The 19,131-nt window shown below is 64.5% G+C and carries 19 protein-coding genes; 16 read left to right on the top strand and 3 right to left on the bottom strand.

Annotated features, from left to right (window positions below; genetic code table 11):
* The first annotated feature begins 9 nt into the window (after positions 1-9).
* The 12 genes from nuoH (at position 10) to mtnK (ending at position 12,250) form a co-directional block, all read left to right on the top strand.
* Positions 10-1,080, top strand: coding sequence for an NADH-quinone oxidoreductase subunit NuoH (nuoH, locus tag QW861_RS10965; protein ID WP_315711556.1), 1,071 nt, complete (start codon positions 10-12; stop codon positions 1,078-1,080).
* A gap of 7 nt (positions 1,081-1,087) precedes the next feature.
* A complete protein-coding gene (gene nuoI, locus QW861_RS10960; RefSeq protein ID WP_006611003.1) occupies positions 1,088-1,576 on the top strand; it encodes an NADH-quinone oxidoreductase subunit NuoI in 489 nt (162 codons plus the stop codon).
* 9 nt (positions 1,577-1,585) lie between these two features.
* The gene (locus QW861_RS10955; protein ID WP_315750891.1) at positions 1,586-2,224 is read left to right on the top strand and encodes an NADH-quinone oxidoreductase subunit J; all 639 of its coding nucleotides are present in this window, start codon (positions 1,586-1,588) and stop codon (positions 2,222-2,224) included.
* Positions 2,221-2,529, top strand: coding sequence for an NADH-quinone oxidoreductase subunit NuoK (gene nuoK / locus QW861_RS10950; RefSeq protein WP_315711558.1), 309 nt, complete (start codon positions 2,221-2,223; stop codon positions 2,527-2,529). The genes QW861_RS10955 and nuoK overlap by 4 nt, the downstream gene beginning before the upstream one ends.
* 65 nt (positions 2,530-2,594) lie before the next feature.
* The gene (nuoL, locus tag QW861_RS10945; protein ID WP_315750892.1) at positions 2,595-4,667 is read left to right on the top strand and encodes an NADH-quinone oxidoreductase subunit L; all 2,073 of its coding nucleotides are present in this window, start codon (positions 2,595-2,597) and stop codon (positions 4,665-4,667) included.
* Positions 4,664-6,172 (top strand): NADH-quinone oxidoreductase subunit M, encoded by a 1,509-nt coding sequence (locus QW861_RS10940; protein ID WP_316185777.1) that lies wholly within the window; start codon positions 4,664-4,666, stop codon positions 6,170-6,172. Before nuoL ends, QW861_RS10940 begins: the two co-directional genes overlap by 4 nt.
* Positions 6,173-6,201: 29 nt before the next feature.
* Positions 6,202-7,629, top strand: a complete 1,428-nt coding sequence (nuoN, locus tag QW861_RS10935) for an NADH-quinone oxidoreductase subunit NuoN (RefSeq protein WP_315711561.1) — start codon at positions 6,202-6,204, stop codon at positions 7,627-7,629.
* Positions 7,630-8,433, top strand: coding sequence for a biotin--[acetyl-CoA-carboxylase] ligase (locus QW861_RS10930; RefSeq protein WP_315711562.1), 804 nt, complete (start codon positions 7,630-7,632; stop codon positions 8,431-8,433). It begins immediately after the preceding gene.
* Entirely contained in the window at positions 8,434-10,104 is a 1,671-nt protein-coding gene (locus QW861_RS10925) for a ribonuclease J (protein ID WP_315711563.1), read from the top strand.
* A 47-nt stretch (positions 10,105-10,151) separates the two neighbouring features.
* Positions 10,152-10,556, top strand: coding sequence for a methylmalonyl-CoA epimerase (mce, locus tag QW861_RS10920; protein ID WP_315711564.1), 405 nt, complete (start codon positions 10,152-10,154; stop codon positions 10,554-10,556).
* Positions 10,557-10,571: 15 nt separating this feature from the next.
* Entirely contained in the window at positions 10,572-10,847 is a 276-nt protein-coding gene (locus QW861_RS10915) for a DUF1467 family protein (RefSeq protein WP_315711565.1), read from the top strand.
* 101 nt (positions 10,848-10,948) lie between these two features.
* Positions 10,949-12,250, top strand: coding sequence for an S-methyl-5-thioribose kinase (gene mtnK, locus QW861_RS10910; RefSeq protein ID WP_409977880.1), 1,302 nt, complete (start codon positions 10,949-10,951; stop codon positions 12,248-12,250).
* A 162-nt stretch (positions 12,251-12,412) separates the two neighbouring features.
* On the opposite strand, the gene QW861_RS10905 is transcribed toward mtnK, so the two are convergent.
* The 3 genes from QW861_RS10905 to QW861_RS10895 are packed head-to-tail and all read right to left on the bottom strand — an operon-like array spanning position 12,413 to position 16,000.
* Complete coding sequence (locus tag QW861_RS10905) at positions 12,413-13,450, bottom strand: ABC transporter permease (RefSeq protein WP_315711566.1); 1,038 nt, start codon at positions 13,448-13,450, stop codon at positions 12,413-12,415.
* 10 nt (positions 13,451-13,460) lie between these two features.
* Positions 13,461-14,966 carry a sugar ABC transporter ATP-binding protein gene (locus tag QW861_RS10900; RefSeq protein ID WP_315827165.1) on the bottom strand — a complete coding sequence of 502 codons (1,506 nt, stop codon included), beginning with the start codon at positions 14,964-14,966 and terminating at the stop codon, positions 13,461-13,463.
* 11 nt (positions 14,967-14,977) lie between these two features.
* Positions 14,978-16,000 (bottom strand): sugar ABC transporter substrate-binding protein, encoded by a 1,023-nt coding sequence (locus QW861_RS10895; RefSeq protein ID WP_315827164.1) that lies wholly within the window; start codon positions 15,998-16,000, stop codon positions 14,978-14,980.
* A 197-nt stretch (positions 16,001-16,197) separates the two neighbouring features.
* Here QW861_RS10895 and QW861_RS10890 point away from each other — a divergent pair, with 197 nt between their 5' ends.
* From QW861_RS10890 to QW861_RS10875, 4 genes are all read left to right on the top strand, one after another.
* Positions 16,198-17,046 carry a metallophosphoesterase family protein gene (locus QW861_RS10890; protein WP_316193063.1) on the top strand — a complete coding sequence of 283 codons (849 nt, stop codon included), beginning with the start codon at positions 16,198-16,200 and terminating at the stop codon, positions 17,044-17,046.
* A gap of 544 nt (positions 17,047-17,590) precedes the next feature.
* The gene (locus tag QW861_RS10885; protein ID WP_315750898.1) at positions 17,591-17,956 is read left to right on the top strand and encodes a DUF2946 family protein; all 366 of its coding nucleotides are present in this window, start codon (positions 17,591-17,593) and stop codon (positions 17,954-17,956) included.
* 135 nt (positions 17,957-18,091) lie between these two features.
* Entirely contained in the window at positions 18,092-18,610 is a 519-nt protein-coding gene (locus QW861_RS10880; RefSeq protein ID WP_315711574.1) for a copper chaperone PCu(A)C, read from the top strand.
* 38 nt (positions 18,611-18,648) lie between these two features.
* Positions 18,649-19,116, top strand: coding sequence for a DUF2946 family protein (locus QW861_RS10875; RefSeq protein ID WP_315750899.1), 468 nt, complete (start codon positions 18,649-18,651; stop codon positions 19,114-19,116).
* Positions 19,117-19,131 lie beyond the last annotated feature (15 nt).

Raw genomic sequence — 19,131 nt, 5'->3', positions numbered from 1 at the left:
CGTGACCTGATGGCTGATTTCTTCGCAAGCTCGTTCTGGACCGGCTTCCTCTGGCCGCTGATCATCATGGTCGCGCAGAGCGTCCTGCTGCTCGTCGTCCTGCTGGTCGCGATCGCCTACATCCTGCTGGCCGACCGGAAGATCTGGGCGGCGGTGCAGATCCGCCGGGGTCCCAACGTGGTCGGGCCCTGGGGCCTGTTCCAGTCGTTCGCAGACCTGCTGAAGTTCGTGCTCAAGGAGCCGATCATTCCGGCCGGCGCCAACAAGGGCGTGTTCCTGCTGGCACCGCTGGTGTCCTGCGTGCTGGCGCTGGCGGCCTGGGCGGTGATCCCGACCAATCTCGGCTGGGCGATCGCCGACATCAATGTCGGCATTCTCTTCATCTTCGCGATCTCGTCACTGTCGATCTACGGCATCATCATGGCCGGCTGGTCGTCGAACTCGAAGTATCCGTTCCTGGCGGCGCTGCGCTCGGCGGCGCAGATGGTGTCCTACGAGGTCTCGATCGGCTTCGTCATCATCACCGTGCTGCTCTGCGCCGGCACCTTGAACCTGTCGGCGGTGGTCGAGGCGCAGCATGCCCGCGGGCTTGCGAGCCTGATCGGCCTGCCGCAGCTGACGATCCTGAACTGGTACGTCTGGCCGCTGTTCCCGATGTTCGTGGTATTCTACGTCTCGGCGCTGGCCGAGACCAACCGTCCGCCCTTCGATCTCGTCGAGGCGGAATCGGAGCTCGTTGCCGGCTTCATGGTGGAATACGGCTCGACGCCGTATCTGCTGTTCATGCTCGGCGAGTATGTCGCGATCACCACGATGTGCGCGCTGGCGACGATCCTGTTTCTGGGTGGCTGGCTGCCGCCGATCGATCTGCCGCCGTTCAACTGGGTGCCGGGCGTCATCTGGTTCTCGCTCAAGCTGTTCTTCATGTTCTTCCTGATCGCGATGGCGAAAGCGATCGTGCCGCGCTACCGCTACGACCAGTTGATGCGACTGGGCTGGAAAGTGTTCCTGCCGCTGTCGCTGGCCATGGTGGTCATCGTCGCAGGCGTGCTGCACTTCGCCGGCATCGCGCCGAAATGAGGCTGTCATGAACATTTCCGCCACCGCACGGTCGCTGCTGCTGCAGGAGTTCGTCTCCGCATTCTTCCTCGCGATGCGCTACTTCTTCCAGCCGAAGCCGACCCTGAACTATCCGTTCGAGAAGGGCCCGATCTCGCCGCGCTTCCGCGGCGAGCACGCGTTGCGGCGCTATCCCAATGGCGAAGAGCGCTGCATCGCCTGCAAGCTGTGCGAGGCGGTCTGTCCCGCGCAGGCGATCACGATCGAGGCCGGCCCGCGCCGCAACGACGGCACCCGTCGCACGGTGCGCTACGACATCGACATGGTGAAGTGCATCTATTGCGGCCTGTGCCAGGAAGCTTGTCCGGTCGACGCCATCGTCGAAGGACCGAACTTCGAGTTCGCGACCGAGACCCGCGAGGAGCTGTATTATGACAAGGCCAAGCTGCTCGCGAATGGCGACCGCTGGGAGCGCGAGATCTCCAAAGCCATCGCGCTCGACGCGCCGTACCGCTGAGGCCGTCCGATGATCCTTCCTGCGCTCTTCTTCTATCTCTTCGCGGCGGTCTGCGTGGCCTCGGCCGTGATGGTGATCGTCTCGAAGAACCCCGTTCACTCGGTGCTCTATCTGATCCTCGCCTTCGTCAACGCCTCCGGCCTGTTCGTGCTGATGGGCGCCGAATTCCTGGCGATGATCCTCGTGGTCGTCTACGTCGGCGCGGTCGCGGTGCTGTTCTTGTTCGTGATCATGATGCTCGATGTCGACTTCACGGAGCTGCGCGAGGGCTTCCTGCAGTACATGCCGATCGGACTGGTCATCGGCGGCATCTTCCTGTTCGAGCTGCTGCTGACGGTGTCCTACTGGGTCATCAACCCGACGACGCCGAAGGCGATCACCGCGGCGATCCCGACCAACGTCACCAATACCGAGGCGCTCGGCCTCGTGCTCTATACGAAGTACATCCATTACTTCCAGCTCTCCGGCATGATCCTGCTGGTGGCGATGATCGGCGCGATCGTGCTGACGCTGCGCCACAAGGCGAGCGTCAAGCGCCAGGACATCAACGTCCAGAACGCGCGCACGCCGGAGATGGCGATGGCGGTCCGCAAGGTCGCGGTCGGGCAGGGGCTGCAGGACTCGGACGCGGCGGAGTGGGTGAAATGACCATCGGATTGGGGCACTATCTCGCCGTCGCGGCCATGCTGTTCACGCTCGGCATCCTCGGCATCTTCCTGAACCGCAAGAACATCATCGTCATCTTGATGTCGGTCGAGCTGATCCTGCTCGCGGTGAACATCAATCTGGTGGCGTTCTCGACATTCCTGGGCGACATCGTCGGGCAGGTGTTCGCGCTGCTGGTTTTGACAGTTGCGGCGGCGGAAGCCGCGATCGGCCTTGCCGTGCTGGTGGTCTACTTCCGCAACCGCGGCTCGATTGCGGTCGAAGACGTCAATATGATGAAGGGCTAAGGGCGCATGATCCGCACAGATGGGGGCCGGCTCGCCGGCAAGGTCATGCGTAAGGGAACGGGCGAATGATCCAGGCCATTGTCTTTCTGCCGCTGCTGGGCGCGATCCTGGCCGGCCTGATCGCGCTGCTCGGCGCGCATGCGCGCCATCCGAGCGGTGATACGGTCGAGCATCATCACGACGACGGTCATCACCACGGCGCCGCCGACGCGCACGCGCATGACGATCACGGCCACGGACACGACGACCATCATGTCGCCGAGCCGCCGGCCTCCGGCACCTGGGCGGCGCAGGTGATCACGACGGCGCTGCTGTTCGTGTCGGCCGGCCTGTCCTGGGCGATGCTGATCAGCGTCGGCTTCATGCACCACGAGGCGGGTGTGAAAGAGCTGTTGCCCTGGATCAATTCCGGCGAGCTGCAGGTGTCCTGGGCGCTGCGTGTCGACACGCTCACGGCGGTGATGCTGGTCGTTGTGACCAGCGTGTCCTCGCTCGTCCACCTCTATTCGATCGGCTATATGGACGAGGATCCGAACCGTCCGCGCTTCTTCGCCTATCTGTCGCTGTTCACCTTCGCGATGCTGATGCTGGTGACCGCGAACAACCTCGTGCAACTGTTCTTCGGCTGGGAGGGCGTCGGTCTGGCGAGCTACCTGCTGATCGGCTTCTGGTTCCAGAAGCCGTCGGCCAACGCTGCCGCCATCAAGGCCTTCGTCGTCAACCGCGTCGGCGATTTCGGCTTCGCGCTCGGCATCTTCGCCGTGTTCCTGCTGGCGAAGTCGACCGACTTCGAGACCATCTTCGCCGCCGCGCCGAGCTTTGCCGGCAAGACGATCAACTTCCTCGGCTGGCATGCCGACGCGCTGACCCTGACCTGCCTGCTGCTGTTCATGGGCGCCATGGGCAAGTCGGCACAGTTCCTGCTGCATACCTGGCTGCCGGACGCGATGGAAGGTCCGACCCCGGTCTCGGCGCTGATCCATGCCGCGACCATGGTCACCGCCGGCGTCTTCATGGTCGCGCGCCTGTCTCCGCTGTTCGAGCTCGCCCCGAACGCCCAGGCCGTCGTGATGTTCTTCGGCGCGACCACGGCGTTCTTCGCTGCGACCGTCGGCCTCGTGCAGAACGACATCAAGCGCATCGTCGCCTACTCGACCTGCTCGCAGCTCGGCTACATGTTCGTGGCGATGGGAGCAGGGGCCTATTCGGTCGGCATGTTCCATCTGTTCACGCATGCCTTCTTTAAGGCGCTGCTGTTCTTGGGCTCTGGCTCGGTGATCTACGCGATGCATCACGAGCAGGACATCCGCAACATGGGCGGCCTGTGGCGCAAGATCCCATACACCTTCGCGGTGATGACGGTCGGCACCCTGGCGCTCACCGGCTTCCCCGGCTTCGCAGGCTTCTTCTCCAAGGATGCGATCATCGAGGCGGCGTACGCCGCGCACAATCCGTTCGCGACCTACGCGTATTTCCTCACCATTGTCGCCGCCGGCCTGACCTCGTTCTATTCCTGGCGCCTGGTGTTCAAGACCTTCTTCGGCACGCCGCACGATCAGCATCATTATGATGCCGCACACGAGAGCCCGATCTGGATGCTCATCCCGATCGGCGTGCTCGCGGCAGGCTCGATCCTGGCCGGCCTCCCGTTCAAGGGCGTGTTCACCGATCCCCATGGCGTCGAGCACTTCTTCGGCGAGTCGCTGAAGATGAACCCGCACATTCTCGAAGACATGGAGCACATGCCGGCCTGGCTCGCTCAGCTTCCCTTCGTCATGATGGTGCTGGGATTTGTGGTCTCCTACATCTTCTACGTCAGACGTCCGGACATCCCGGAGGAGCTCGCCGCGCAGCAGCCGCTGCTCTACAAGTTCCTGCTCAACAAGTGGTACTTCGACGAGCTGTATGACGTGATCTTCGTCCGTCCGGCGAAGTGGCTCGGCCGCTTCCTCTGGAAGAAGGGCGACGGCTTCGTCATCGACGGCTTCGGTCCGGACGGTGTCTCGGCGCGGGTGCTCGACATCACGCGCAACGTCGTCAAGATCCAGACCGGGTACCTCTATCATTACGCCTTTGCCATGCTGATCGGCGTCGCCGGCCTGATCACCTGGTTCATGTTCATGGGGGGCCAGCAATGACCACCTGGCCAATTCTCTCCGTCGTCACCTTCCTGCCGATCGTCGGTGCGCTGCTGATCTATCTGGTCCGCGGCGACGACGAGGCGGCTAGGCGCAATGCGCGCTGGATCGCGCTGTGGACCACGCTGATCACGTTCGGGGTGTCGGTGATCCTGGTGCTGCGCTTCGATCCCGCCCAGACCGACTTCCAATTCGTCGAGAAGTCGAACTGGCTGGCGGCTGGCATCAGCTACCACATGGGCGTCGACGGCATCTCGCTGCCGTTCGTGATCCTGACCACCGCCCTGATGCCGTTCTGCATCATCGCGAGCTGGAAGTCGGTGACCAACCGGCTGCGCGAATACATGATGGCGTTCCTGATCCTGGAAACGCTGATGGTCGGCACGTTCTCGGCGCTCGACCTCGTGCTGTTCTATCTGTTCTTCGAGGGCGGCTTGATCCCGATGTTCCTGATCATCGGCGTCTGGGGCGGTCCGCGCCGGGTCTACGCCTCGTTCAAGTTCTTCCTCTACACGCTGCTCGGCTCGGTGCTGATGCTGCTCGCCATCATGGCGCTGTACTGGAACGCCGGCACGACCGACATTCCGACCTTGATGCATACGGCGGTGCCGCGGTCCTTGCAGACCTGGGCGTGGCTGGCGTTCTTCGCCTCCTTTGCGGTGAAGATGCCGATGTGGCCGGTGCACACCTGGCTGCCGGACGCGCACGTCGAGGCGCCGACCGCGGGCTCGGTGATCCTGGCCGCGATCCTCTTGAAGATGGGTGGCTACGGCTTCCTGCGCTTCTCGCTGCCGATGTTCCCGCTGGCCTCGCACGACTTCGCGCCGCTGGTGTTCACGCTCTCGGCGATCGCGATCATCTACACCTCGCTGGTCGCGCTGATGCAGGAGGACATCAAGAAGCTGATCGCCTACTCATCGGTGGCGCATATGGGCTTCGTCACCATGGGCATCTTCGCGGGCACCATGCAGGGTGTCGCCGGAGGCGTGTTCCAGATGATTTCGCACGGTATCGTCTCGGGCGCGCTGTTCCTTTGCGTCGGCGTGGTCTATGACCGCATGCATACCCGCGAGATCGCGGCCTACGGCGGCCTCGTGAACCGGATGCCGGTCTACGCGCTGGTGTTCATGGTGTTCACGATGGCCAATGTCGGCCTGCCCGGCACGTCCGGCTTCGTCGGCGAGTTCATGACCCTGCTCGGCACTTTCAAGGTGTCGATCCCGACCGCGTTCTTCGCGACATCAGGCGTCATCCTCTCGGCGGCCTACGCGTTGTGGCTTTACCGCAAGGTGGTGTTCGGTGCGCTGACCAAGCCGTCGCTCGCCAGCATCAAAGATATCACCCTGCGTGAGGGCGTGATCCTGTTTCCGCTGGTGGCGCTGACCATCCTGTTCGGCGTTTATCCGAAGCCGATCCTCGACATGTCGGCGGCGTCGGTGCAGCAGCTCGTCAACAACTACAATACCGCCGTGACGGCCGTGAAGGCCGCCGCGCTGCTCCAATGATGAGACCTTGAGGGGTCGGGACACAGACGATGATCGAGAATCTTGGGCCTCAGCTTTGGGTGGTGCTGCCGGAGCTGTTGTTGGCCGTGGGGGCCATGGCGCTGTTGATGCTGGGCGCGTTTCGCGGGCAGGAGACGACGGGGCTCGTCACGTGGTTGGCGGTCGCTCTGCTGATCGTGGTCGGCATCCTCGTGCTCAGGCAGCCGGGCGGCCAGGCCTTCGGCGGCAGCTTCATCGCTGACAGCTATGCGCGCTTCCTGAAGATCCTGGCGCTGATCGGTTCGATCGCGACCCTGATCATGTCGGCGGAGTTCCTGTCGAAGCCCGATCGTCGCATCTTCGAATATGCGATCCTCGTGCTGCTCTCGACCTTGGGCATGCTGGTGCTGATCTCGGCCGGCGACCTGATCACGCTCTACCTCGGCCTCGAGCTGATGTCGCTCGCGCTCTACGTCGTCGCGGCCAGCCATCGCGACAACGTCAAGTCGACCGAAGCCGGCCTGAAGTATTTCGTGCTGGGCGCGCTGTCCTCCGGCATGCTGCTCTACGGCGCCTCGCTGATCTACGGCTTCACCGGCACGGTGAGCTTTGCCGGGATCGCGGCGGCGACGAAGACCGGCAGCGTCGGCATCATTTTCGGCCTCGTCTTCCTGTTCGCCGGCATGTGCTTCAAGGTCTCGGCGGTGCCGTTCCACATGTGGACACCGGACGTCTATGAAGGCGCGCCGACGCCGGTGACGGCGTTCTTCGCCTCCGCGCCCAAGGTCGCGGCGATGGCCGTGTTCGCGCGCGTCGCGCTGACGGCGTTTCCCGGCATCACCTTCCAGTGGCAGCAGATCATCGTGTTCGTCTCGATCGCCTCGATGGCGCTCGGCTCGTTCGCCGCGATCGGCCAGACCAACATCAAGCGCCTGATGGCCTATTCGTCGATCGGCCACATGGGCTTCGCGCTGGTCGGTCTCGCCGCCGGTACGGTCGAGGGCGCGCAGGGCGTGCTGACCTACATCGCGATCTATGTCGCGATGACGCTCGGCTCGTTCGCCGTGATCATGGCGATCAAGCGCAACGGCCAGTCGTTCGAGAAGATCAGCGACTTCTCGGGGCTGTCGCGCACCAATCCGCTGCTTGCCTTCTTCTTCGCGATGCTGCTGTTCTCGCTGGCCGGCGTGCCGCCGCTCGCGGGCTTCTTCGCCAAATGGTACGTCTTCGTCGCTGCCATCAAGGCCGGGCTGTTCACGCTGTCGGTGATCGGCGTGCTCACCAGCGTGGTCGGCGCCTACTATTATCTCCTGATCGTCAAGACGATGTATTTCGACGAGCCGCTGCCGACGCTCGATCCGGTCCGTATCGAGCTGCGCACGGTGCTCGCGATCTCCGGCGTCTTCAACATCCTGTTCTTCGCCTATCCCGGCCCGCTGGTCAGCGCGGCCGCGGCCGCGGCGAAGTCGCTGTTCTAGATGACGTTTGCGCTAGGGTCCCAGGCTGACAAGGCTGGCTACCGACTCGTCACGTTCGACCAGACCGGCTCAACCAATGTCGAGGCGCTGAAGTCGGCCCGAGAGGGCGGCAAGGCGCCGTGCTGGTTTGTCACATCTGAGCAGACGGCCGGGCGCGGCCGGCGCCAGCGCCCGTGGATCGCCCCGCGCGGCAATCTGGCCTCGAGCGTGCTGGAAGTGCTGAACGTGGCTCCTGCGATCGCAGCCACACTCGGCTTCGCCGCCGGCCTCTCCATCGAGAGCGCGTTGCGCCAGGTGAGCATCGAGGCCGCGCTGCGGTCCGGAGCACGCGCGTCATTCGCGCTGAAATGGCCCAACGACGTGCTGGCTGACGGCCGCAAGATCGTCGGCATGCTGCTCGAGGCGGAGCAGGTGGCTCAAGGGCTTGCGGTGGTTGCCGGTATTGGAACCAACGTGGTCGCGGCGCCGCTGGATACCCCGACACCGGCGGTGTCGTTGGCGGACCTCGGCATCCAGGTGACCGCCGAGGACCTATTCTCGGCGCTGTCGGATGCCTGGGTCGAATATTTCGGCATCTGGAACGAGGGACGGGGCTTCGGTGACATCCGGAAACTCTGGCTCGAGCGCGCCGCAGGCCTCGGCCAGCCGGTCGCCATCAGGTCCGGACATGCTATCATCGAGGGGATTTTCGACACGATCGACGAACAGGGTTGTATGCTGGTGCGGACCGCGGAGGGACGATTGGAGCCGATCACGGCCGGTGATGTTCATTTCGGCTCGGTCGCATCCAAAGGAGCGGTCTAGATGGCACGTCCCGACGAACTGACATTTGCGCCGCTCGGAGGTGTCGGCGAGATCGGCATGAATCTGTCGATCTACGGGCTCGGCAATCGCCACCAGCGCTCGTGGCTCGCGATCGATCTTGGCGTCTCCTTCGGCGACGAGGAGCATCTGCCGGGCATCGACCTGATCATGCCTGACGTCGCTTTCCTGGAGAAGGAGCGCAACAATCTCGTCGGCCTCGTGCTGACCCACGCGCATGAGGATCATTTCGGCGCGATCATAGACCTGTGGCCGCGGCTGAAATGCCCGATCTACGCGACCAAGTTCAGCGCCGCACTGTTCGAGGCCAAGTGCGAGGCCGAGCGCCTCCCAGCCAAGATCCCGGTCAAGGTGATCCCCTCCGGCGGCCGCGTCGATATCGGTCCGTTCAACGTCGAGTTCATTCCGGTCGCGCATTCGATCCCTGAATCGCACGCGCTGGCGATCCACACCGAGGTCGGCACTGTCCTGCATACCGGCGACTGGAAGATCGATCCGACGCCGGTGCTGGGCGCGCCGACCGACGAGAAGCGGCTGCGCGAGCTCGGTGATGCCGGATTGCTCGCACTGATCGGCGACTCCACCAATGCCGTGCGCGAGGGACGCTCGCCGTCCGAGGCCGAGGTTGCCAAGACGATCGCGGCCTTGGTGAAGGAAGCAAAGGGCCGCGTGGCCGTGACCACCTTCGCCTCGAACGTCGCGCGTATCCGCGCCGTCGCCGAAGCGGCGCGCGAGGCCGAGCGCGAGGTCGTGATCGTCGGCCGTGCCATGGAACGCGTGGTCCAGGTCGCGCGTGAGACCGGTTATCTCGACGGCGTGCAGAACTTCCGCGGCATGGATCTCTACGGCCATTTCCCGGCCGACAAGGTGCTCGCGCTCTGCACCGGCAGCCAGGGCGAGCCGCGCGCGGCGCTCTCGCGCATCGCCAATGACGATCATCCGCTGGTCACCTTGAACAAGGGCGACACCGTCATCTTCTCGTCGCGCACCATCCCCGGCAACGAGAAGGCGGTCGGCGCCGTCATCAACGGGCTGGTGCAGCAGGGCATCGAGATCATCACCGACCGCAACCATCTCGTCCATGTCTCCGGCCACCCGCGCCGCGACGAGCTGCGCGACATGATCGCGTGGACGCGGCCGCAGCTCCTGATCCCCGTGCATGGCGAGGCGCTGCATCTGCACGAGCACGCGAGGCTGGCGCGCGCCTGCGGCGTGCCCAAGGTCATCACCTGCCGCAATGGCGACCTCGTCAAGCTCGGCCCCGGTGATCCCGGAATCATCGACCAACTGCCGGCGGGGCGGCTCTACAAGGACGGCAGCATCGTCGAGGATTCGAAGTCGCGCGCTGTGGTCGAGCGTCGCAAGATGGCCTTTGCCGGCTGCATCTTCGTGGCGCTTGCCATCACCGAGAAGGGCGAGCTGGCCGACGATCCCGAGGTCGACATGGTCGGCATCCCCGAGAAGAATGCGGCGGGCGAGGAGATGGACGACATCGTCTTTGATGCTGTCGTTTCCACCTTCGAAGGTCTTCCGCGGGCGCGTCGGCGCGATTCTGACGCAGCGGCAGAATCCGTCCGGCGGGCCGTGCGTTCGGCGGTCAATGAGCAGTGGGGCAAGAAGCCGATCTGTCTCGTCCATGTGTTGGAAGTCTGACGCGGGCCTGCTGAACGGCCGTTCAAAAAGAAGAAGTGGAGGATGTCATGCTGGGCCGGCTCAACCACGTCGCCATCGCGGTCAAGGACGCCGAAAAGGCCGCCAGGATTTATGGCGCGGCATTCGGTGCTGAGATTTCGGCGGCGGTACCGCTGCCGGAGCATGGCGTGATCACGGTGTTCGTCACTCTGCCCAACACCAAGATCGAGTTCATCCAGCCGCTGGGCGAGGCGTCACCGATCGCCAAATTCCTCGAGCGCAACGCGGACGGCGGCATCCATCACGTCTGCTACGAGGTGGCCGACATCATCGCCTCGCGCGACACCCTGATCAAGGAGGGTGCCCGCGTGCTCGGCGACGGCCAGCCGAAGATCGGCGCGCATGGCAAGCCGGTTCTGTTCCTGCATCCGAAGGATTTTTCCGGCGCGCTCGTCGAGATCGAGCAGGCCTGAGGCAGCGGGGCGACCATGGCCTATACGATCTCCACCTGGCTCGCGATCTACTTCGTGATGTGGTGGGTCACGCTGTTCGTGACCCTGCCGTTCGGCATCCGCAGCCAGCACGAGTCCGGCGGAGGCCCGCTAGGCACCGACCCCGGTGCGCCGACGATCAGCCGAATGGGGCGGCGCCTGATCTGGACGACGCTGCTGTCGGCCGCGATCTTCGCCCTGTCACTCGTGGCCTATCAGGCCGGCTATCTCAGCGTTGAGCGGCTTTCGCGGCTGATGGGGATTCCGTTCTAGCCCCGCTCGCATCGCACAACGTTCTCTCGAAGCCGATGCGCGGACGTGCGTCGGCTTTTTTGCTATAGGAGGTCAAAACAAGACCGACAGGGAGGTTGCGCGTGATGACATCGGCCGAGGCCCGGAACGGGACGCAATCGGGCTATCGCATTCTGAACGAGGTTGATCTTCGAAACTATCTCGCGGGGATCCCTTCAGTTGCAGGGCAACTCGGCGGACCGGCCGAGCGCTGGTCAATCACCGAGGTCGGCGATGGCAACCTCAATCTGGTCTTCATCGTCAAGGGATCGTCCGGCGGTCTCGCGGTGAAGCAGGCGCTGCCTTACGTGCGGCTGGTCGGCGAGAGCTGGCCGCTGCCGCTGTCACGCGCCCACTATGAGCATCTGGCGCTGACGCATCAGAACCGCCTTGCCCCCGGCCTCGTGCCGGCCATCGTTCATCATGATCCGGCGCTGGCGCTGACGGCGATGGAGTTGCTGGAGCCGCACATCATCATGCGCAAGGGGCTGGTCGCGGGCACAACCTATCCGGCCTTCGTCGATCACATCACGACCTTCATGGCGCGGACGCTGTTCTTCTCGTCCGACCTCGCACTGTCTGCCGCCGAGAAGAAGGAGGCGATCGCAAGCTTTGCCGGCAATCATGCGCTGTGCAAGATCACCGAGGATTTGATCTTCACCGATCCCTATCGCATCGCCGAACAGAATCGCTGGACGTCACCGTGGCTCGACGCGACCGCGGCCGACATTCGCGCCGACCTCGATCTGCACGTCGCGATCTCCAGGCTCAAGCTGAAATTCCTGTCGTGTGCCGAGGCGCTGATCCATGGCGACCTGCACACCGGGTCGATCATGGTGACGGACACCGAGACCAAGGTGATCGACCCCGAATTCGCCTTCTACGGTCCGATGGGATTCGACGTCGGTGCGGTCCTCGCCAATCTTCTGATGGCCTATTTTGCGTCCGAAGGACACGAGCAGCGGGCGGGCGAGCGGGAGCACTTCGAGGGATGGGTGCTGGCGGCAGTCGATGAGGTCTGGAACGGTTTCGCGGACAAGTTCCTGGCGCTTTGGCGCAGCGAGGCGACAGGCGATGCGTATCCGCGGTCACTGTTTCCGGGTGAAGCGGGCGCCGCACGCCTGGAGACCGAGCGTCAGGCCTACGTGGCGAGATTGTTCCAGGACGCCATCGGTTTCACCGCGGCCAAGATCATTCGTCGCATCCTCGGCCTCGCGCACAACATCGATTTCGAACTGATCGAGGACGCCAAGCGGCGCGCGACCTGCGAGGTGCGGGCACTGCGGTTGGCACGGACGCTGATGGTGGAGACGACGACGTTCACGACGATCGGGGCGGTGACGCGGGCTGCCCGCGAGTTGCGCCACTGGCAGCCGGGGCTTTAATTCCGTCGCCTCGGCCTTCTACGTCGTTATGAGGGGCGAGCTGCGCTCGCAACGTTGCGGAAGAGCTCGTAGCCCGGATGAAGCGACATCCGGGTTTTCCGATACGGCTCGTGTGATCGCGGATGTCGCTTCCGGGCTACGGCAGCGCGCGTCGCAGCACGCTCAATCCGCCGCCTTCGCCCGCAGCCGCTGGGCATAGACGTTGATCACCAGGGCGGCGAGCAGGATCAGGCCGCGGATCAGGATCTTCAGGAAACTGTCGATGTTGACGTGGTCGAGGCCGTTGTTGAGCACGCCGAGCACGAACAGGCCGACGATGGTGTTGCCGATGCCCCCGCGGCCGCCGAACAGGCTGGTGCCGCCGACCACGACGGCGGCGATCGAATCCAGCAGGTAGGTGTCGAACTCGTTCTGCTGCGCGCTGCCGAAATGCGCCACGCCGAGCATGCCGCCGATCCCCGAGCAGACGGCCGAGATCACCATCACGCTGCCGAGGATCAGCTTGACGTTCAGTCCCGAATACTCCGCCGCCTCGCGGTTGCCGCCGACCATGTAGACGTAGCGGCCGAACCGCGTGTAGGTCAGCACGAGGTGACCGAGCAACAGCATCAGGGCGGCCACGATCACGATCCAGGGCACCCCCGCCACGGAACTGGAGCCGAGCGTCGTGATGATGGGGGGAACCTTGTAGGCGATCTGGCCGCGCACCAGCATCGCCGAGATGCCGGCGGCGATCTGCATCATCGCGAGCGTCATGATGAAGGAGGGAATGCCGATCACGGTCAGGCCGAAGGCGTTGACCAGGCCGAGCAATGCGCACAGCGCCAGCGCGAGCAGGATGGCGACAAAACCGGGCATCGGCACGTTGGCGATGTTGACGTAGGACTCCTGCATCGTGAAGTAGGCAACAGCGATGCCGGTCACGTTGGCGATGGCGGCGATCGACAGGTCGATCTCGGCGCACAGGATCACGAAGGTGAGGCCGACCGCGATGATGCCGGTGACCGACACCTGGGTCAGGATGTTGCCGACGTTGTCGAGCGTGGCGAAGGACGGACTCGCGATCGCGAAGAACGCCGTGAGGAAGATCAAGGTCAGGAACGGCGCGATGTTGCGCATCTGCGAGCGCAGCAGCGATGCGACCCCGCCTGCGCGCCGCGACGGCGCCTCCGGCATCGGAACGGTCTCGCCATGCGCCATGACAATCTCCCTACGCCGCCTCGAGCAGACGGTCTTTGCTGATGGTTTCGCCGGCAAATTCGCGCACGACCTCGCCGCGCTTGAGCACGATGACACGGTCGGCCATCGACAGCACGGTCTCTGGCTCGGTCGAGAGCACGATCACGGCGATGCCCTGGTCGCGCAGCTGCCGCACGATTCCGATCACGTCGCTCTTGGCGCCGACATCCATGCCGCGGGTCGGCTCGCACAGCACCAGCAGCCGCGGCGGATGGCTGAGCCATTTAGCGAGCGCGACCTTCTGCTGGTTGCCGCCCGAGAGCAGGCCGAGGTCGATCTCGACATCCGCGGGCCGGATCTGCAGCTGCTCGACCTGGCGCTTCGCCAGCGCACGCTCATGTGCCGGCTTCAGCAGCACGGCGTTGATGCGGTCGAGGATGCTGATCGAGATGTTCTTGTAGACGGGCTCCTGCAGGAACAGCATGTCGCGCCGGCTCTCCGGCACGAAGGCGATGCCGGCGCGGCGCGCATCCGCCGTGCTCTTGAAGCGGTTGCGCTGGCCTGATACGCGCAGCTCGCCGGCGTCGGGCGCAAGCTTGCCGAACAGGATGCGCGCCAGCTCGAGCTGGCCGCAGCCCATGAAGCCGTAGATGCCGAGCACCTCGCCGGCACGCACGGCGAACGAGACGCGCTTCAGATTGCGCGCCAGCGACAGGCCCTCGGCTTCGACGACCACGGGCTTGTCGGCCGTCGGCGCGGGCAGGGTGATGTCGTGGGTGTAGCTGTCCTCCAGCGCATCGCGTCCCTTGCCGATCATGGCCTCGATCAGCGCGGCCTTGCTGGTGTCGGCGGCACGCGTCTCCATGATCTTGCGGCCGTTGCGGAACACCGTGACCTCGTCGGAGATCAGCAGGATGTCCTCGATGAAGTGTGAGATGAAGACGATCCCGGTGCCCTGCTCGCGCAGCTTGCGCAACGCCGCGAACAGCCGCTCGACCTCGGGCGGCGACAGCGCCGAGGTCGGCTCGTCCAGGATGATGATGCGCGCGCCGGAGAACAGCACCCGCGCGATCTCGATCAGCTGCTGAACGCCGATCGGAAGATCGCCGAGCCGGCTCATCGGATCGGCGTCGATGCCGAGCCGCTTGAGCTGCTCGGCGGCCTCGCGTGCCATGCGACGCCACTGCACGATGCCCAGCGCATTGGTCGGCTGGTTGCCGAGAAACACGTTCTCGGCCACGGTGAGGTCCGGCGCGACGCTGAGTTCCTGGTGCACCATCGCGATGCCGGCCGCGCGGGCGTCGCGCACGGAGTTGAAATGAACCTCGCGGCCGTCGAGCAGGAAACGGCCGGAGAAACCGGTGTGCACGCCGGCGATGATCTTCATCAGCGTGCTCTTGCCGGCGCCGTTCTCCCCGACGAGACCATGGATCTCGCCGGGGCGAAGAGTGAAGTCGACGCCGCGCAACGCGGTGACGCCGCCGAACGACTTGGTGATGTCCTGCAATTCCAGAAGAGGCGGGCGGCTGTTCGACATGGGGAGGGACTTCAGATCAGGAAGTGATCCTCCATCCATTGCATGCCGGCGGCATTGGCCTTGGTCACGACGGGTCCGTCGGTGATGACGTGCTTCGGAATGCCCTGGCCGCTCTTTTCGCCGGCGGTGACCGCGGCGACGCCTGCGACGATCGCGCCGCCATGGATGCGGCAGGACGGATTGCGCACGGTCGCGAACATGCGGCCCTCGCTGACCGCCTGGATCGCCGGCGGCATGGCGTCGACACCGCCGATCAGGATGTTGGTGCGGTTGCGCGCCTTCATGATGTTGTAGGCGGCGAGGGCCATGTCGTCATTGTGGAAGAACGCCGCGTCGATCTGCGGATATTTCGTGAGATAGGTCTCCCACAGCCGTGCCGCCTTCGACACGTCCCAGTCGGCCGGCTGCGTGTCCAGCACCTCGATGTTCGGGAACTGCTTGATCACCGAGTTGAAGCCCTTGGCGCGGCCCTGCGCGCCGGTGTGGCCGAGCGCGCCCTGCGTCATGATGATCTTGCCCTTGCCGCCCATCGCAGTCGCCAGAGCCTGCGTGACCGATGCGCCCATGAACTCGTTGTCGGGTGCGAGGAAGGAGTGGACGTTGATCTGATCGAGCGGCGCGATCAGCGTGTCCATGTCGATCACGGGAATGCCGGCATCGATCATCTTCTGCACCGGCTGAGTCAGGGTTCCGATGCCGAACGCCTGGATCGCGACGAAGTCCCACTTCTGGGACGCCATGTTGTCGATCGCGGCGCGCTGCTTCACCGCATCGAGCTGGCCGTCGAACCAGGTCACCTCGACATTGAGCAGCTTGCCCCACCATTCCGCGGCCTGCTTGCCCTGGGCGCACCAGGTCGCCTGCAAGCCGGCATTGGAGAAGGCTGCCTTGAGCGGCTTTTCGGAGCGGCCCATCTCGGCGGCCATCGCCGGAGTGATGCCAAAGCCGGCGAGAAGGGCCGCCGCAGAGCCCGCGGCAGTCGCCGCCTGGAGAAGATCGCGCCTCGTCGTGGACGTTTTCTTAGTGCCGGACATCCCGTGCTCCCTGTCCCATCGTTGTCCGGCGGCGTCATTGATCGCGCCGCCGAGAGCAGCAGTGTTTCACAACCCCATTGATCACGCCACAGCCGGATGTTGTGCGTTGCACCGAGCGACCTTCGCGCTGCACGCGCGATGTCAGAAAACCGTGATGCGCCCGTGGTACGCGGCAGCGCAGCTTTGGGAGAGAGCCTTTGGCAACAACGACGCGCATCGCCGTGATCGCCGACATCCATCACGGCCGGGATACGCCCACGAAGCGGGGATCGGTGGCGCTGCAATTGCTGGAGCGCTTCGTCACGGAAGTGAACGCCGAAGACATCGATGCGGTCATCGATCTTGGCGACGGGATTTCTGACGAAGATCCCGAGCGCGATCGGCTGCTGCAAAGCGATGTCGCGATGTGCTTTGCGAAGTTGGCATCGACGCATCATCACGTCAGTGGCAATCATGATGTCGCATTGCTCAGCCTCGCCGACAATGAAGCGATCCTCGATCGTCCGAGCGGGTCGCGCGCGGTGATCGTCGGCGATGTCAGATGTGTGTTCTGGCAGCCCGACGTGAGTCTGACTCCGACGCGCGGCTTTCGCCTGTCCGCGAGCGATCTCGACGCGCTGGTCCAGCTGCTCGCCCAGGATGACCGGCCGACCTTGCTCGTCAGCCACGTGCCGTTGTCAGGACATGCTCAGACCGGCAACTACCACTTCGAAGCCAATCCGGGACACGCGGCCTATGCCGAGACCGACGCGATCCGCGCGGCGATCGCGGATGCGCCGTGCCCGATCGTCGGGCTCGCCGGCCATGTTCATTGGAATACGCTGACAACGGTCGATGGCACACCGCATCTGACCTTGCAGTCGCTGACAGAGACGTTCATCTCGGGCGATCCAGCCGAAGCGGCGGGCATCCTCACGATCGGCGATGGTTCGTTGCGCTGGACCGTGACTGGCCGCGAACCGCTGTCGGTGACACTGCCATGGCCGAGGACCAAGGCGCGGTGGTGCGCTCCGTTGTCGTGCTTTGCGACTGCTGCGATGGCCTGAGGTGATTGCGTGTTCAGACAGCGTTCATGCGGCCCGCGATACCGTCAACGGAGAATATCGTGGCGCGCTGCGATGACTGCCAAAAAAATAGAGCAGGGCAGCGGGCCCTGCTCGGAAATTGTGTCGACCCTTTAGATATCCCGCAAGTTCAGATTTGATCTTGTTAAGCGGGGTGACGCTGCTTGTTGCGCGCCAGGGCTCCTCCCGAGACTTGGACCACCAGACTTCCGCAAGCGATAGCCTGAGGCCCGAATTCGTAGACGATCTTTTGGCGTTTGTCATCCTTTTCGGCAACGATTGTTCAAATTTCGCGCACTTCCTGAAATGATCGGTAAGTGCTTGCAATTGACGAGCTTTATTTTCGAGTCTTCTCGCGGTAGGTGCTGAATTACCTTGGAGGCTGGCGTCCCGCGAAGGCCCATCCGGGCGTAGCGGATTGTTCTTAATCAACGACCGCTGGCGAAATGTGCTGACTGTGCCCTGCGCGACCTCGACTCCGGGCGTTCGCTCGGGCACAACAATTCAGTTCATTTGGCAGGCTTTCATGCGGCAGCGGCTGCAGGCGTTTCTCCCGATCATGCTGATCGCACTGATGGTGCAGATCCTGGCGCCGATCGGCGTTGCCTGGGCGGCCGCGTCAGCCGCGGCTGATCCCCTGCACGGCCTCGAAATCTGCCACAGCCAGCCCGGTTCCCAGTCGGTGGACGACGAGTCGCCGGCCAAGCCCGCGCTCCACGGCTGTTCGCTGTGCTGCCTGGCGCAGCCGGTCACCCTGGATGGGCCGGAGCTGTCCGTCATCGCCACGCCGCAACGGGATTCGGGCGAGGTCGTGTGGCGGGCTGGTGATCCGGCCGGCCGGATGACCAAGGCCTTCTCGAACGCGCAGGCAAGGGCTCCGCCCGCAGCGTGACGCCGCGCTGGCCGCTGTGCGGCCCTCATCTCCAAATCGCAAGATTACGACCTGCGTTGTCTGCTCGGCCCTAGCCGTGCGGATACGCGCAAATCGATCAAGCTGGCGCATCGCCGCCAAGAAAAGGATGACGACATGACCTTCCTCGGACGCTCTCTGCTTGCATTCGCTCTCCTGTTGGGAGGATCTTCTGCCGCCTTCGCCGCGGACGTGAAGGCCGGTGACCTCGTCATCACCCAGCCATGGAGCCGCGCCACGCCGGGTGGCGCCAAGACGGGCGCCGGCTATCTGACCATCGAGAACAAGGGCAGCGCGCCGGACCGCCTCGTCGCGGTGACCGGCGCTGTCGCCGGGCGGGTCGAGATTCACGAGATGGCCGTCACCAACGGCGTGATGACCATGCGTCCGCTCGACAAGGGAGTCACGATTGAGCCGGGCAAGACCGTCGCGCTGGCGCCGGGCGGCTATCACCTGATGCTGATGGATCTGAAGAGCCCGCTGAAGCAGGGCGACAAGCTGCCGGTCACGCTGGAGTTCGAGAAGGCCGGCAAGGTGTCCGTGACGCTTGAGGTGCAGGCGGTCGGCGCCAAGGGGCCGGGCGGCGAGGGCGGCAGCATGATGAAGCAGCACGATCATTCCGGCATGAAGATGTAGGCCGGGCGCCCCGCGACTCCGGCGGAGGGCCGGTCTCGATGAAGCAACGGGTGTTGAACGCCGCCATGACAGCCGGTTCGCGCGCGAGCCGGCTGGTGGCGGCTGACCGTGCCCGACGTCCTGCCAATGTCCGTCAGAAGCTTGGCCGATATCTGCCGGTCGCGCTGCTAGCAATGCTGTTGCAGGTGCTGGCGCCAGTGGCGGCGTCCGCCCTGAGCGCCGCGACGATCGCGACGGCCGATCCGTTCGGCGGGATGGCGATCTGTCATGCCGAAACGGATGCGGCGCCCCTTGGTGGCGATACCGACCGCACCGCCTGCGGCCTTGACTGCGTCATGTGCTGCGTGCTGCACGCCGCCGCGGCGCTCGATGCGCCGCCCGCGCCGTTCGATGCGGCTCCGCTGCGTCTGACGGCGTCCATCGTCTGGACGGCGCGCGAGCTCCGCCTCGTTCATCTGCTTGCCCGGGCACAGGCGCAACCAAGAGGACCTCCCTCCCTCTCCTGAGGACAGAAATCGTCA

The organism is Bradyrhizobium sp. SZCCHNRI1029, from assembly GCF_032487555.1.
In the GTDB taxonomy this organism is placed as follows: Bacteria; Pseudomonadota; Alphaproteobacteria; order Rhizobiales; family Xanthobacteraceae; genus Bradyrhizobium.
The sequence above is the reverse complement of the archived record's forward strand: the minus strand, read 5'-3'. Positions and strand labels throughout refer to the sequence as shown.